Genomic DNA, 14,360 nt, shown 5'->3' on the forward strand with positions numbered 1-14,360 from the left:
CGAGGCAGTGCCTCGTGGCCGTCGCCGTCCGCTCGGGATCCGCGCCCGCCCCGGCCCGCTCCCGGGGCGGGCGCGGGCACCGGGCTCAGCCGGCCTGGAGCCGGCGCATCTCCACCGCGAAGTCGCGGGTGGCCAGCCACAGCTTGTAGACGATGAGGACCTCGAAGGCGGCCAGCGCGGCGCAGGACAGCACCGCCACCGGCACGATCAGCGTGGCGCCGGGCAGGGCCAGGGACAGCAGCGCGGTCAGCGGCGCCACCACGCACACGAACATCTCGAACTCGATGCCGCTGAACAGGTGCGGGCGCACCCGGCTGCGCAGCAGCGCCGCGCGCACCCCGGTGTACCAGCCGAAGCGGCGGGTGAAGCCCTGGTGGACGTCGATGACCCGGGCGCCGGACTCCGCGGAGCGGGCGTGCACCTGCTCGGCGTCCAGTTCGGGGTTCTCGCGCAGCACCTCCTCGACGAACACCACGTTGCCCGCGCCGCCGGGCTCGGGCTCACCGGCCGCGCCGGGCTCGGTCTCGGTGGACTCGGGGTCGGCCGCCGCCGGCGCCGGGGCGCCGCCCTCGGCGGCGGCGCGCAACTGCTGGCGCATGGTCTGGCGGGTCTTGGCCACCTGCGCGCCGTTGAGGTAGCGCAGCAGGTCCAGGAAGGTCACCACCGGCGCCAGGATGAGGTAGACGACTTCGCCGGTGGCCGCCCACTGGCCGATGAGCAGCGCCAGCATGCAGCCGAAGAACCGGATGCGGTCGAACACGAAGTCGACCCAGGCGCCGAACACCGAGCCGTTGCCCTTGAGCCGGGCGATCTTGCCGTCCATGCAGTCCAGCACGAAGCTGAGGTGGAACAGCAGCGCACCGGCGACCAGCCAGGGCCAGGAGCCCAGCGCGAAGCAGACCGCCGAGGCGGCGCCCAGCACCCCCGCGCCGAACGTGATCTGGTTGGGCGTGATGCCGGTGCGGTTGGCGGTCCACACCACCAGCCGGGCCGCCAGGGGGTCGACCAGGAACACCGTCCACCAGGCGTCGCGGCTCTTGTAGGTGCGCTCGCGGACGTCCGCGAGGGTGAAGCTCGTCATCTCTCAACTCCTGCGAGGCTCCCGCCGGCGCCGCGGGCCCGCGTGGCGCGGACGCGGCCGGCGCGGGCGTCGGGCACGCGCTCAGACGGGAGGGGAGGCCGGTCCGGACAGCAGATCCTTGCAGAACGGACGGAGTCTGGGCGACTCGGCGCGGTCTCAGCGGTCATAATTGTCGAGTAAGGGGGGTTGCGGGCGGTTTCCACCGTGTCGTCCGGCGCCCCGCCAGGCTCCGACCGCGAGGTAGAGGCGTGCGCTTCCTGAACGACCACATCCCGGCCCACGACCTGACCTACAGCGACGTGTTCATGGTTCCCCGGCGCTCGGCCGTGGAGTCGCGGCTGGACGTCGACCTGCGGTCGCACGACGGCACGGGCACGACCATCCCCATCGTAGTCGCGAACATGACCGCGGTCGCCGGGCGCCGGATGGCCGAGACCATCGCGCGGCGCGGCGGGATCGCGGTCCTGCCCCAGGACATCCCCCTGGACGTGGTGGCCGAGGTCATCGGCTGGATCAAGCAGCGCGACCTGGTCCACGACACCGCCATCACCCTCACCCCCGAGAGCACGGTCGGCGAGGCGCTGAACCTGCTGCCCAAGCGCGCGCACAACGCGGTCATCGTGGTCGACGACAAGCGGCGGCCCGTGGGCGTGGTGACCGAGGCCGACTGCACCGGGGTCGACCGGTTCGCCCAGGTGCGCGACGTGATGTCGCGCGACCTGCTGACCGTGGCCGCCGGCACCGACCCCAAGGAGGCGTTCGGGCAGCTCCACGACTTCCGGCACCGCCTGGCGCCGGTGGTGGACCCCGACGGCGCCCTGGTGGGTGTGCTCACCCGCACCGGCGCGCTGCGCGCCACCCTCTACGACCCCGCCGTGGACTCCGCCGGGCGGCTGCGCGTGGGCGCGGCGGTGGGCATCAACGGCGACGTCGCCGGCAAGGCGGCTGGCCTGCTGGAGGCCGGCGCCGACGTGCTGGTCATCGACACCGCACACGGCCACCAGGAGAAGATGCTGGCCGCGCTGCGCACGGTGCGCGCGCTGGACCCGGGCGTGCCGCTGGTGGCGGGCAACATCGTCACCGCCGAGGGCACCCGCGAGCTGATCGAGGCCGGCGCCGACATCGTGAAGGTTGGCGTGGGGCCGGGCGCCATGTGCACCACGCGGATGATGACCGCCGTGGGCCGCCCGCAGTTCTCCGCCGTGCTGGAGTGCGCCGCCGTGGCGCGCGAGGCGGGCCGCTCGGTGTGGGCCGACGGCGGGGTGCGCCACCCCCGCGACGTCGCGCTGGCGCTGGCGGCCGGGGCGTCCAACGTCATGATCGGGTCGTGGTTCGCCGGCACCTACGAGTCGCCCGGCGACGTGCTGCGCGACGCCCAGGGCCGGCTGTACAAGGAGAGCTTCGGGATGGCCTCGGCGCGCGCGGTGCGGCTGCGGACCTCCGAGGACTCCCCCTACGACCGCGCGCGCAAGGCGCTGTTCGAGGAGGGCATCTCGACCGCCCGGATGTACCTGGACGAGGAGCGGCCCGGGGTCGAGGACCTGGTGGACGAGATCGTGGCCGGCGTGCGCAGCTCCATGACGTATGCCGGGGCGACCTCGCTGGAGGAGTTCCACGAGCGCGCCACCGTGGGCGTGCAGAGCGCCGCCGGCTACAGCGAGGGCCAGCCGGTCCCCACGAGCTGGTAGCCGCGAGGGGCGACCGGCGGGTCCGCCGGAAGGCGCACCCGCCGCCCGGACCCGCCGGCCGCCCGAGGGACCGGAGCGCGCCCTGCCCGATCCCTCGACCTCGCCGCCTGGCCGCCGCGGTCCCCGTAATCCGCCGCGCCGACCATGGCCACCACACTAGGCGCGCGCGGGGCCGCCGGCATCGGCCCGCTGACGTATTCCGGCCTCCGTCCCAGGGCGGTCCCGGTGTCCTCCTGTGGTCGTAGCCCGCCCGCCCCGGGCGGGGGGCGGGCCGACACGCCGGGCGGGCGGACCGGGTTCGCGCGCGGGGGTCGGATAGCGTGGCGCCGAGGCCGCGCGGCGCGGCCGGCCCCGTCGTGAGGTGGAGCGGACCGTGGCGTTGATCTACCCCCTGATCCCCATCGCCGCCGGGCTGGCGATGGTCGGCTACCTGCTGGCGCACCTGCGCCGCACCGCGTTCTTCCAGCGCCACGGCGCGCGGACCCAGGGCGAGGTCGTGGGCTACACCGAGACCCGCTCCAGCGCGGCGATGGTGGTCCGGTTCACCACCCACGACGGCCGCGAGGTGCACGCCAGCCACGACAGCACCGGCTGGACCGCCTCGCGCAGCGGCGACACCGTGACGGTGGCCTACGACCCCGCCAACCCCGAGCGCGCCCGGGTGGTGAAGGCGCCGTGGCTGAGCGGGTTCGTGCCGGGCCTGGTGGGGGTGCTGGGCGTGCTGCTGGTGGCCATCGGGCTGGTGCTGGGCTACTTCGCCTGGTAGCGGGCGCGCCCGCCGCGCCGGGGCGGCGGGCGGCGGCGCGGCGGGTCAGGGCGCGGCGGGCGCCGGCTCCGCGCGCCGGGTGTAGCGCATGAGCCGGTCGGGCAGGCCGCCCAGCAGGGCGGCGCGCGTGGTGGTGCGGGTGCCGGCCACCAGGTCGAACAGGCCGGCGCGGTCGCGGCGCACCACCGCGGTGGAGCCGTGCAGCGCGGCCACCGCCAGGGTCCACCAGGGCAGGCCGGCCACCAGCAGCCCGCCCACCGGCAGCCACACCAGCGCGGCCCGCGCCAGCACGCGCGGGCGCCCGGCCGGGCGCGGCGCGCCGGCGCCGGCCAGCGCGAGGTAGAGGGCGGCCCGGCCCGGTGTGGCGCGGTCGCGCCGCAGCAGCGGCACCGCCACCGCGAACACCGCCGCCAGCGCGGCGAACAGGGTGTCGCGCAGGGGGTCGGCGGCCAGGGCGACGGCGCGGCCGGGCACGGGGAGCGCGGTGAGCAGCGCGGCGGCGGCGGTGGCGGCCGACCAGCACACCGCGACGTCCAGCAGGTGGCCCAGCAGGCGGCGGCCCAGGGCGGGCGGCAGGGCGTCGGCGAGCGCGCCCGGCCAGGAGCGCGGCAGCACCCGGTCGGCGGCCAGCCCCAGCAGCCAGCCGGCCAGGCCGCCGGCCGCGCCCAGCAGGACGTCGTCGAGGGCGGCCGTGCGGTAGGCGCAGGGGTAGGCGCCCAGCAGGGCGGTGTACTGCACCGCCTCGACGGCGGCGGCCACCGCCGCGCACACCGCCACGGCGGCCAGGACGCCGCGCCGGTAGCGGTAGCGCAGCAGCAGGCCCAGCGGCACCAGCACGCCGGCGGCCAGCGCGGCGTGGGCGGGCGGCAGCGCGGTGAGGGCCGCCAGCGGGCGGGGGTGGGCGGGGGCGCCGCCGTCGGGCGCGCACAGGCCGTCGGTGCCCGGCGGCAGCGGCCACACCGCGTAGGCGGCCAGCCCGATGCCGGTGGCCAGCACGGCGGCGGTCACCTGCCCGGGCCAGCCGGCGAGCCGGCCGTAGCGGCGGTGCTGGCGGCGCAGGAAGCCGGCCGAGCCCAGTGCGATGGCGAGCGCCGCCCCCGCGAACGCCAACTGCGCGGCGGCGGAGCCCCCCGTGAGATCCCCTCCCATAGGTCCCAGAGGGTAACGACACGCCCACGCTCAGCGCAGGCGAACGGGGAGATTCGCGGCAGGCGGCAGAAACGCGAAGACACCCGGCACGAGGGGCACCCCGGGCACGGGCCGGACCGGTGCGCGCCGGGTGCGGCGGGGGTCCCCGCCGCCGGCTGCGGCGGGGACCCGCTGACCTGGTGCTAGGCGCGCTCGGGCGTGCGGCCGGCGATGAGGTCGGCGGCGCGCTCGGCGATCATGATCGTCGGGGCGTTGGTGTTGCCGCGCACCGTGGTGGGCATGACCGAGGCGTCCACCACGCGCAGGCCCTCCACCCCCTGGACCCGCAGGTGGGAGTCCACCACCGAGCCGATGGCGCAGGTGCCCACCGGGTGGAAGATGCTGGAGAGCACGTGCCGGGCGAAGCGCAGGATCGAGGCGTCGTCGTCGCCCTCGGGCGCGCTGATCGGCTCGCCCCGGTGGGCGGCCAGCGCCGGCTGGGCGGCCACCTCCAGCGAGGCGCGCACCGCGCGCACCACGGTCTGGCGGTCCTCCTCGGTGGTGAGGTAGTTGTGCAGGATCCTGGGCTTGGCGGCGGGGTTGGGCGAGCGCAGGAACACCCGGCCCCGGCTGGTGGGCCGCAGCAGGGTGGGCGCCACCGTGAAGGCGTGGTGCACCGGGATGCCCAGGCCCTCCTCGACCAGCATGATCGGCCCGGCGTGGATCTGGATGTCGGGCGCCTCCAGGTCGGGCCGGGTGCGCAGCAGGCCGGCGGCCTCGGCGATGTTGGAGGTGAGCGGGCCGCGCCCCTCGGTCATCAGCAGCGCCTGGTTCTCCGGCGTGGCCGCGGTGGACAGGCTCTCCACGTCGGTGCGGTAGACCAGCCCGAAGAACACGTGGTCCTGGAGGTTCTCGCCGACGGGCAGGTCGGCCACCGGCGCGATCCCGAAGGCGGCGAGTTCGGCGGCGCGCCCGATGCCGGAGAGCTGGAGCAGCTTGGGGCTGTTGTAGGCGCCGGCCGACACGATGACCTCGCGCTCGGCGCGGACCTCGCGGGGGCCGCTGCCGTCGTCCACCACGACGCCGACCGCGCGGCCGTTGTCGATGACGACGCGGTGGACCAGGGTGCCGGTCAGCACGGTGAGGTTGTCGCGCTCCTCGGCGGCGCGCAGGTAGGCGTCGGCGGCGCTGTAGCGCAGGCCGTTGCTCTGGGTGACCTGGAGCCAGCCGAAGCCGTCCTGGGAGGCGCCGTTGAAGTCGGGGTTGCGCGCGTGGCCGGCCTGCTCGCCGGCCTCGATGAACGCCTCCATGAGGGGGTGGCGGGTGCGCAGGTCGCCGACCTTGAGGGGGCCGCCCGCGCCGTGGTGGTCGTCGGCCCCGCGCTCGTTGTCCTCGGCGCGCTTGAAGTAGGGCAGGACGCCGTCCCAGTCCCAGCCCTCGGCGCCGGCCTTCTCCCAGTCGCGGTAGTCGGCGGGGTTGCCGCGCATGTAGATCATGGCGTTGATGGAGGAGGACCCGCCGAGCACCCGGCCGATGGGCAGGTTGCGCCTGCGGCCGTCCAGGCCGGGCTCGGGCTCGGTGGCGTAGTCCCAGTCCAGCGGGGTCTTGAACAGGGTGGGCCAGGCCATGGGCACCCGGATCTCGGGCGCGGTGTCGGCCGGTCCGGCCTCGATGAGCAGCACGCGGGTACCGGGATCCGCCGAGAGCCGCGCGGCGAGCACGCATCCCGCCGAACCCGCACCGACGATCACGAAGTCGTACAAGCGATTCTCCATAGTGGCATTGAGGCAGGTCAGAGGCCCGGCCGCCCGGCACTCCGCAAGGCGCTGGGAGCACGGAGGGCGTGAGGGCACTGCCAAATTAGCGGAGCAAAGCTCCATAGGGCCGGAAAACGCTCAATATGACACACACGCACACCGCCGCAGGTGGCGGGGGCGCGGGCGGCACCGGCGGGCGGGACCGCACCCGCCAAACCCCCCGAACTCGGGATCGCCCTATGATCGTCCGGCACGCTATCGTGTGCGGGCAATTACCGCTTTTCGCCAGTGAGTGCGCATAGCAGTACAGTGACCGCGTGCTGTGACCTACCGGGGCGCGGCGCGGCCTCACTTGAGCGAACCCCCGCCTGGCCGTGCCTGCCCCCACGGCCGCACCGCCCCGCTCCCGGCGGAGCGCGGACGCCGTGGGATCGCGGCGCACCCCCGCACCAGGCATCCGCGTCCGTTCCGCTGCCCTACCCCTGATGCGCCCGAGGAGTTCCGTGGAGTCAGCGAAAAGAAAGCGGAGGGCGAGTATCCGCCGCCGCTCGCGCAGGGCGGTGCTCCTGCCCGCTGCGGCGTTCGTCGCCCTCTGGCTCACCGTCAGCAGCTACCTGGTCCTCAACGCCGTCCAGATGGTGGGCGCCGCCCGGGCCCTGGACGAGTTGTCCACCCCCGCCGCGGTGTCCCTGGTGTCGGTCATGGACGAGCGCTCGCAGACGGTCGCCTACCTGGAGAACCCCGAGGAGTTCCGCGGCCAACTGGAGGAGACCCGCCGGGAGTCCGACAAGCTCACCCAGGAGGTCTTCGACCGGTTCGAGCCGTTCCGCAACCTGGCCTCCGACGCGATCCGGGAGCGCATCGCCGACTTCGAGACCCAGTACCGCGGCATCGACGACATCCGCGCCGAGGTGGACGAGGGCACCGCCTCCCGCGAGGAGGTCCTGCGCGACTACAACCGGGTCATGACCGTGGCGGCCAACCTGTTCGACGAGCAGTCGCGGGGCCACCCCGAGCCCACCGCGATCGGCCCCGGCCTGAGCGCCACCAACACCTTCCGCGTGGTCGACCTGCTGGCCCAGAGCGACGCCCAGCTCACCCGCAGCTTCGCCAACGGCAACCTCACCCACGAGGACCAGCACGAGTTCACCCGGCTGAGCAGCTCCTACCACGCCATCCTGGACTCCATCCGGCCGTTCATGAGCGACGCCCAGACCGCCAAGCTCGAAACGCTGATGGAGAGCCGCGACTACCAGCGGCTGGTGGAGTTCGAGCAGCGCATCGTGGACCGCGAGATCTCGGTGTCCACCGACCCGCTCACCGGTGAGGAGGTCCGCGACACCTCGGTCCCGGTCGGCGAGGAGGAGTGGCGCGAGGTCTACGTCCCGGTCAAGGACGCCCTCACCGACATCGGCGCCAGCGAGTCCTACCACGCCGCCGACCTCCAGACCCAGGCGGCCACGCTGGCGCTGTCCCTGGCGCTGGGCGGCACCCTGGGCGTGGCGCTCCTGGGCTTCGCGGCCATCTCCATCGCCGTGCGCACCACCAACGACGTCGTGGCCCGGCTGGGCCGGCTGCGCGACGAGACCGACCAGCGCGCCAACGAGTTCCTGCCCAACCTGGCGGAGCGGCTGCGGCGCAACGAGCCGGTGGACTCCACCGCCATCCCGCCGCTGACCGCCAGCGACGACGAGATCGGCGAGGTCGCCACCGCGTTCGACAAGGCCCAGCGCTTCGCCGTGGACGCGGCCGTGCGCCAGGCCGAGCTGCTGCACGGCATCAACCGGGTGTTCCTCAACATCGCCCACCGCAGCCAGACGCTCATCCACCGCCAGTTGCGCCTGCTGGACCGCCTGGAGCGCGAGCAGGAGGACCCCGAGCAGCTCACCGAGCTGTTCAAGCTGGACCACCTGGCCACCCGCTCCCGCCGCAACGCCGAGAACCTGCTCATCCTCGGCGGCGAGAACCCCGGCCGCACCTGGCACCGGCCCATGCCGCTGGTGGACGTGCTGCGCGGCGCCATCTCGGAGTCGGGCGACTACACCCGGGTGGACCGCCAGCAGATCGCCCGCGTGGCGCTGAAGGGCCCGGCGGTCGCCGACGTCATCCACCTGGTGGCCGAGCTGGTCGACAACGCCACCACGTTCTCCCCGCCGCACAGCCAGGTCCGGCTGAGCAGCGAGCAGGTGCCCAACGGCGTGGTCGTGGAGATCGAGGACCGCGGGCTGGGCATGCAGGAGGACGAGTTCGCGGCGGCCAACGAGATCCTGGCCAACCCGCCCGAGTTCGACGTCATGCGGCTCAACGAGAAGATGCGGCTGGGCCTGTTCGTGGTCTCGCGGCTGGCCAAGCGGCACGACATCAAGGTCCAACTGCGCTCCTCCCCCTACGGCGGCGTGCAGGCGATCGTGCTGCTGCCCGCCGAGCTGATCGCCACCGAGCAGGAGGCGAAGGCCGCCGGCGCGGGCGCCGCCGACACCGGTGAGCGCGCCCTGCCCGGCGCCAACGGCGCGGGCGGCCCCAACGGCTCGGGCGGCCCGAACGGCGCGGCAGCCGGGACCGGCGGCGAGCGCGCCGGCACCGCGCCGCGCGCCGACACCTCCGCCGGGGACATGCTGGCCGGCCGCGCCGCGCCGGCCGACGCCGAGGACGACGACGCGGCCGCCGGCCCGCCGACCACCGGCGCCCTGCGCCGCGGCGACGGCCTGAGCCCCGAGGCCGGCCACACCGCCACCGGCCTGCCGCGCCGCGCCGCCCCGGGGTCCACGTCCGCCGGCGCGGGCGACGCCGACGTGCTGAGCGGGCCGATGACGGGCGGCCGGGGCACCCGCGCCCGCCGCGCGGCGCCCGCCCCCGCGTCCGCGCCCGCGTCCGCGTCCAACGGCGCCCGCACCGCACCGGGCACGGGCACCGGTTCCGCCCCGGGCGCCAACGGCTCCACCGGCACCGGAGGCGCCGGCGGTACCGGCGGCGACTCCCGGCCGCCGCTGCCCAAGCGCAATCCGCAGACGCACCTGGCCCCGCAACTGCACCAGACCCCGCCTTCGGCGTACTCCACCCCCGCGGCCCCAGCGACGGAGGAGGAGGACCGCTCCGAGCGGCTCCGCCGCAACATGGCGGCGTTCCAGCAGGGAACGCGCCGCGGCCGCCTGGAGGGGCAACAGCGCCAGAACGATTCGGATAAGGACTCCCGACCGTGACGAACAACGCCGCCAAGGACCTGAACTGGCTGCTGGACGAGCTTGTGGAGCGGGCCGTCGGCGCCAGGTACGCCATCGTCCTCTCCGCCGACGGCCTGCTGATCGGCCGCTGCAACGCCCTGGACACCGACGAGGCCGAGCACCTGTCGGCCGTGGCCTCCGCCTTCCAGAGCCTGGCGCGCGGCACCGGCCGCCAGTTCAACGGCGGCAAGGTGCTCCAGACCGTGGTGGAGATGGAGCACGCCTACCTCTTCGTCACCGGGTCGGGCAGCGGCGCCTGCCTGGCGGTGATCGCCGAGGAGACCTCCGACGTCGGCCTCATCGCCTACGAGATGAACGTCCTCGTGGAGCAGGTCGGCCGCTTCCTCGACGCGTCGCCCCGCCACCCCGGCGCCGCCGCCTCCACCGCGCCCGGAAGCGGCCCCCGATCCGGAAGCTCCTCCCGATAAGGAGACGCGAGCATGGCTGACCAGCAGGAACCAGGGCTGGAGGGAGCGGCCGACGACCCCTTGGTCCGGCCCTACGTCATCGCCCAGGGGCGCGAACGGGGCAACGCCGTCCAACTGGACATGATCAGCGTGGTCATCGCGGCCCGCGCCGACGTGGACGAGATGGCGCTGGAGCCCGAGCAGGTGCGCATCCTGGAGCTGTGCGGCCGCCCCCAGTCGGTGGCGGAGGTCTCGGCCCACCTGGACATCCCCGTCGCGGTCGTCAAGGTCCTGCTCGGCGACCTCATCAGCCGGGGCTACGCCCTGGCCCGCGCCCCCTACACCCAGCAGAGCCCGGTGAGCCGGGACATACTCCAGGCGGTACTCGATGGAATCCAACGTCTCTGAGCACGGCGGGCAGCGCATCCCCTCGGCGATCAAGATCCTCATCGCCGGCGGGTTCGGGGCCGGCAAGACCACCCTCGTGGGCTCGGTCAGCGAGATCGCGCCGCTGAGCACCGAGGAGGTCATGACCGAGGCCAGCATGGGCGTCGACGACCTCGCCGGGGTCGAGGCGAAGACCACCACCACGGTGGCGCTGGACTTCGGCCGCATCACGATCAACGACGACCTGGTGCTGTACCTGTTCGGCACGCCCGGCCAGAAGCGGTTCTGGTTCATGTGGGAGGAGTTGGCCCTGGGCGCGCTGGGGGCGGTGGTCCTGGCCGACACCCGCCGCCTGGACACCTGCTTCCCGGCGGTGGACTTCTTCGAGCGCCACCAACTGCCGTTCGTGGTGGCGGTCAACTGCTTCGACGGCGCCGACCGCTACACCGAGGACGAGGTGCAGCAGGCGCTGAGCCTGGGCGCGGACGTTCCGGTGCTGCTGTGCGACGCCCGGGTGCGGGAGTCGGGCAAGGCCGTGCTGGAGGCGCTGGTCCGCCACGTCGCCGACCGGATGGCCACCCCCGTCTAGCGGTCCCGGCCCGCTCCGCCCCCTCGTCCGGCCGCCCGCCCCCCGGGGGGCCGCTAGCGCGGCAGCCGCCGCCACAGGGGGCGGGGCAGCAGCCGCATGCCGGCGAACACCAGGCGCAGCACCCGGGGCACCCACACCACGGCCGCGCCGGTGCGCAGGCCCTCGGCGACCGCGTCGGCGACCTGGCCGGCGGTGGCCGGGAACGGCGCGGCCGACACGTGGGCCGACATCCGGGTGGCCACGTAGCCGGGCCGCACGATCATGACGCGGGCGCCGCTGCCGTGCAGGGAGTCGGCCAGGCCCTGGGCGAACCCGTCGAGCCCGGCCTTGGCCGACCCGTAGACGAAGTTGGCGCGGCGCACCCGCACCCCGGCCACCGAGGAGATCACCACGAGCGTGCCGTGGCCCTGCTCGCGCAACCGCGCGGCCACGGCCAGGCCCGCCGAGACGTGGCCGGTGTAGGTGGCGGTGGCCGCCTCGGCCGCGGCGGCGGGGTCGGCGTCGAACTCCGCCTGCTCGCCGAGCACCCCGAAGGCGTCGACCACGACGTCGAGGTCGCCGGCCAGCGCCACGGCCGCCGCCACCACGCCGGCGTGGGTGTCGGGGCGGGCGGCGTCGAAGTCCACCGGGTGCACCTCGCGGGCGCCGGCCGCGCGCAGCCGCTCGGCCACGGCGGCGACCTCGGTGGAGTCGGCGGCCTCACGGGCGGCCAGCACGACCCGGCGGGCGCCGTCGCGCACCAGCCGCTCGGCCACGGCCGCGCCGATCTCGCTGCGTCCGCCCAGCAGCAGCACGGTGCCGACCGCGCCGACGGCGTTGCGCATGAGTCCTCCTGTGTGGATCGGGTGTCGTTTGTGTGCCTGGGTGTGGCTCGGGGTCACCCTGGTGCCGCCCGGACCGCCGGGCCGGCGCGGGGCCGGCTCCGGGCGGGCGGCGGCCTCCTCCGCCCGCGCCGCGCGCCCCGGCTCGGCCCGCTCACAGCTCCAGGCGGCGGGCGAGGTCGGAGGTGAGCACGCCCTCGGGGTCGACCCGGGCGCGCACCGCGCGCCAGGCGGCCAGCCCGGGGTACATGGCGTGCACCGTCTCGGGGTCGGCGCGGCTGTCCTTGGCCAGGTAGATCCGCCCCCCGGCGGCCAGCACCCGCTCGTCCAGCCGCCGCAGCAGCCGGGCCAGCCCGGGGAACTCGGCGGGCAGGTCCAGCGCCAGGGTCCAGCCGGGCATCGGGAAGGACAGCGGCGCCGGGGTGCCGGGGCCGAACCGCTTGAGGACGGTGAGGAACGACGGCGCGCCCGCGGCGGCGAGGGCGGCCACGACGCGGCGCAGCTCGTCCTCGGCGCCGAAGGGCACCGCGAACTGGTACTGGACCAGCCCTCGCGGGCCGTAGAGCCGGTTCCAGCCGCGCACGGCGTCCAGCGGGTGGAAGAAGCCGGACAGCGGCTGCACGCGGCCGCGCTCGCGGCGGGGCGCGCGGGCGTAGTAGGCGGTGTTGAACGCGCGCACGCTCAGCGGGTTGAGCAGTCCGGGCGGCACCAGGGGCGGCGCGGCGGCCAGCGCGCGCGGCGCGTAGGCCAGGGGCGCGCGCCGCCGCGCGGGCGGCAGGTCGCCCAGGCGGGCGTGGTGGGCGCGGGTGAGCACGCCCCGGCCCAGCGCCGCGCCGCGCGCCAGCAGGTCGATCCAGCACACGGTGTAGCGGTAGCGGTCGTCGGTGGCGCTCATGGCGGCCAGCGCGGCGTCGAGGTCGGGCACGCGGTCGGTGTCGACCCGCATGGCCGAGGTCTCCACCGGCAGCACGTCGAACGTCGCCTCGGTGACGATTCCGGTCAGGCCCATGCCGCCGACGGTGGCCCAGAACAGGTCGGGGTCCGCGGCGGGCGAGGCGGTGCGCTCGGCGCCGTCGGGGGTGACGATCCGCAGCGAGCGCACATGGGCGCCGAAGGAGGAGTCGGCGTGGTGGTTCTTGCCGTGGATGTCGGCGCCGATCGCGCCGCCCACGGTGACGTGCCGGGTGCCGGGCACCACCGGCGGGAAGTACCCGTGGGGCAGCAGGGCGGCCATGAGGTCGGCCAGGCTGGTGCCGGCCGAGGCGGTGACGGTGCCGGCGGCGGGGTCGAGCCGGTGGCCGGGCGCCAGGTGGGCGCAGTCCAGCACCACTCCCCCGGCGCACTGGGCGGCGTCGCCGTAGGAGCGGCCCAGGCCCCGGGCGAGGACGCCCCGGCGGCGCGCGGCCGGGCGGGCGGCGGCCTCGCGCAGCACCGCGGCGGCCTCGGCGGCGGTGCGCGGGCGCACCACGGTGGCCGCGCTGGGCGCGGTGCGGCCCCATCCGGTGAGCAGCGCGGGGCTCCCCCCGCGCGCGCCGGCCGGCGGCTGGGCCATGTGTCCTCCTCGGGCGGCTCGTGGTCGGGCGCGCGTCAGCCCCAGTAGACGCCGAGCGCGATCAGCGCCAGCAGCGCGGCCGCGCAGAGCTGGAGCGGGCGGTCGCGCAGCGCGATCTCCTCGGGCTCCTCGCCCACGCCCCGGTCCACCAGCAGGTGGTAGCGCAGCACCACCGCGATGAACGGCACGATGCTCAGGCCGTGGACCACGCGGTGCGCGGCCTCGACGGGGGCCTCCAGCGCCCACAGGCAGTAGGTGACGATCATGGCGGCCGAGGCCATGGTCCGCACCTGCGTCAGGTAGCTCAGACTGTAGCGGGCCAGGGTGTCGCGCGTGCGGGCGCCGCCGGGGGTGCGCAGCTCGGCCTCGCGCTTGCCGGTGACCACCAGTAGCGCGCCCAGCGACACCACGATGAGGAACCAGCTCGTCAGCGGCACCCCGATGGCGGCGCCCCCGGCGACGGCGCGCAGCACGTGGCAGCCGGCCACCGCCACCAGGTCGGCCACCGTGACGTTCTTCAGCACCAGGGTGTAGGCGCTGGTCAGCGCCAGGTAGCCGACGAGCACGGCCAGCAGCGGCCCGTTGCCGGCGGCCAGCGCCACCGCCGGGACCGCCGCCACCAGCACCGCGCCGACCGCCACGGCGGCGCGCACCGAGACCTCGCCGGCGGCCACGGGGCGGTGGCGCTTGTGCTCGTGCAGCCGGTCGCGCTCGGCGTCGCGGGCGTCGTTGAGCAGGTAGGTGCCGCTGGAGGCGGCGCAGAACAGCGCGAACGCGCCCGCGCTCCAGGCCAGGGCGCCGGGGTCGGTCAGCAGCCCGGCGGTGCCCGGCGCCGCGAAGACCAGCAGGTTCTTCAGCCACTGGCGGGGCCGGGCCGCGCGCAGCAGCGCGCGGGCGGTGCCCGCCGCCCGGCGGCCGGCCCTGGGCCGCGCGGACGGGGCGGGGGCGGGCGCCGGCCCGGCC

Annotated in this window: 12 protein-coding genes; 6 read left to right on the plus strand and 6 right to left on the minus strand. The window is 75.6% G+C overall.

What is annotated here, in order from left to right; genetic code table 11:
- Positions 1–85 precede the first annotated feature (85 nt).
- The gene (locus tag LG943_RS26970) at positions 86–1,081 is read right to left on the minus strand and encodes a CDP-alcohol phosphatidyltransferase family protein (protein WP_270075199.1); all 996 of its coding nucleotides are present in this window, start codon (positions 1,079–1,081) and stop codon (positions 86–88) included.
- Positions 1,082–1,329: 248 nt separating this feature from the next.
- Between LG943_RS26970 and LG943_RS26975 the strand changes: the two genes are divergently transcribed.
- Entirely contained in the window at positions 1,330–2,769 is a 1,440-nt protein-coding gene (locus LG943_RS26975) for a GuaB1 family IMP dehydrogenase-related protein (RefSeq protein ID WP_270075200.1), read from the plus strand.
- Between the two features lie 373 nt (positions 2,770–3,142).
- A complete protein-coding gene (locus LG943_RS26980; RefSeq protein WP_270075201.1) occupies positions 3,143–3,535 on the plus strand; it encodes a DUF3592 domain-containing protein in 393 nt (130 codons plus the stop codon).
- Between the two features lie 45 nt (positions 3,536–3,580).
- On the opposite strand, the gene LG943_RS26985 is transcribed toward LG943_RS26980, so the two are convergent.
- Together LG943_RS26985 and LG943_RS26990 are read right to left on the minus strand one after the other, a co-directional pair.
- A complete protein-coding gene (locus LG943_RS26985; protein WP_270075202.1) occupies positions 3,581–4,684 on the minus strand; it encodes a VanZ family protein in 1,104 nt (367 codons plus the stop codon).
- Positions 4,685–4,866: 182 nt separating this feature from the next.
- A complete protein-coding gene (locus LG943_RS26990) occupies positions 4,867–6,438 on the minus strand; it encodes a GMC family oxidoreductase (RefSeq protein ID WP_270075203.1) in 1,572 nt (523 codons plus the stop codon).
- 542 nt (positions 6,439–6,980) lie between these two features.
- On the opposite strand from LG943_RS26990, the gene LG943_RS26995 reads away from it, so the two are divergent.
- From LG943_RS26995 to LG943_RS27010, 4 genes are read left to right on the plus strand one after another with little or no spacing between them, the layout of a single operon-like run.
- Positions 6,981–9,620: a sensor histidine kinase gene (locus tag LG943_RS26995; RefSeq protein WP_270075204.1), complete on the plus strand. Its 2,640-nt coding sequence runs from the start codon at positions 6,981–6,983 to the stop codon at positions 9,618–9,620.
- Entirely contained in the window at positions 9,617–10,069 is a 453-nt protein-coding gene (locus LG943_RS27000; RefSeq protein WP_270075205.1) for a roadblock/LC7 domain-containing protein, read from the plus strand. The genes LG943_RS26995 and LG943_RS27000 overlap by 4 nt, the downstream gene beginning before the upstream one ends.
- A gap of 12 nt (positions 10,070–10,081) precedes the next feature.
- Entirely contained in the window at positions 10,082–10,456 is a 375-nt protein-coding gene (locus LG943_RS27005; protein ID WP_270075206.1) for a DUF742 domain-containing protein, read from the plus strand.
- Positions 10,437–11,024 carry a GTP-binding protein gene (locus LG943_RS27010; RefSeq protein ID WP_270075207.1) on the plus strand — a complete coding sequence of 196 codons (588 nt, stop codon included), beginning with the start codon at positions 10,437–10,439 and terminating at the stop codon, positions 11,022–11,024. Before LG943_RS27005 ends, LG943_RS27010 begins: the two co-directional genes overlap by 20 nt.
- 53 nt (positions 11,025–11,077) lie before the next feature.
- Here LG943_RS27010 and LG943_RS27015 read toward each other — a convergent pair whose 3' ends face one another.
- From LG943_RS27015 to LG943_RS27025, 3 genes are all read right to left on the minus strand, one after another.
- Positions 11,078–11,848 (minus strand): decaprenylphospho-beta-D-erythro-pentofuranosid-2-ulose 2-reductase, encoded by a 771-nt coding sequence (locus LG943_RS27015; protein WP_270075208.1) that lies wholly within the window; start codon positions 11,846–11,848, stop codon positions 11,078–11,080.
- Between the two features lie 151 nt (positions 11,849–11,999).
- Positions 12,000–13,397 carry an FAD-binding oxidoreductase gene (locus LG943_RS27020; RefSeq protein ID WP_270075209.1) on the minus strand — a complete coding sequence of 466 codons (1,398 nt, stop codon included), beginning with the start codon at positions 13,395–13,397 and terminating at the stop codon, positions 12,000–12,002.
- A gap of 35 nt (positions 13,398–13,432) precedes the next feature.
- Positions 13,433–14,360, minus strand: a 928-nt coding sequence (locus tag LG943_RS27025; RefSeq protein WP_333486442.1) for a decaprenyl-phosphate phosphoribosyltransferase, incomplete at its 5' end; no start/stop codon positions are given.

Origin of the sequence: Streptomonospora mangrovi, assembly GCF_027604915.1 — a bacterium.
GTDB lineage: Bacteria > Actinomycetota > Actinomycetes > Streptosporangiales > Streptosporangiaceae > Streptomonospora > Streptomonospora mangrovi.

What these genes read in the sequence shown, in the direction of transcription:
- LG943_RS26970 (WP_270075199.1), bottom strand. Translation starts at nt 1,081, where the DNA reads ATGACGAGCTTCACCCTCGCGGACGTCCGCGAGCGCACCTACAAGAGC.
- LG943_RS26990 (WP_270075203.1), bottom strand. Translation starts at nt 6,438, where the DNA reads ATGGAGAATCGCTTGTACGACTTCGTGATCGTCGGTGCGGGTTCGGCG.
- LG943_RS26985 (WP_270075202.1), bottom strand. Translation starts at nt 4,684, where the DNA reads ATGGGAGGGGATCTCACGGGGGGCTCCGCCGCCGCGCAGTTGGCGTTC.
- LG943_RS27015 (WP_270075208.1), bottom strand. Translation starts at nt 11,848, where the DNA reads ATGCGCAACGCCGTCGGCGCGGTCGGCACCGTGCTGCTGCTGGGCGGA.
- LG943_RS27020 (WP_270075209.1), bottom strand. Translation starts at nt 13,397, where the DNA reads ATGGCCCAGCCGCCGGCCGGCGCGCGCGGGGGGAGCCCCGCGCTGCTC.
- LG943_RS27005 (WP_270075206.1), top strand. Translation starts at nt 10,082, where the DNA reads ATGGCTGACCAGCAGGAACCAGGGCTGGAGGGAGCGGCCGACGACCCC.
- LG943_RS27010 (WP_270075207.1), top strand. Translation starts at nt 10,437, where the DNA reads ATGGAATCCAACGTCTCTGAGCACGGCGGGCAGCGCATCCCCTCGGCG.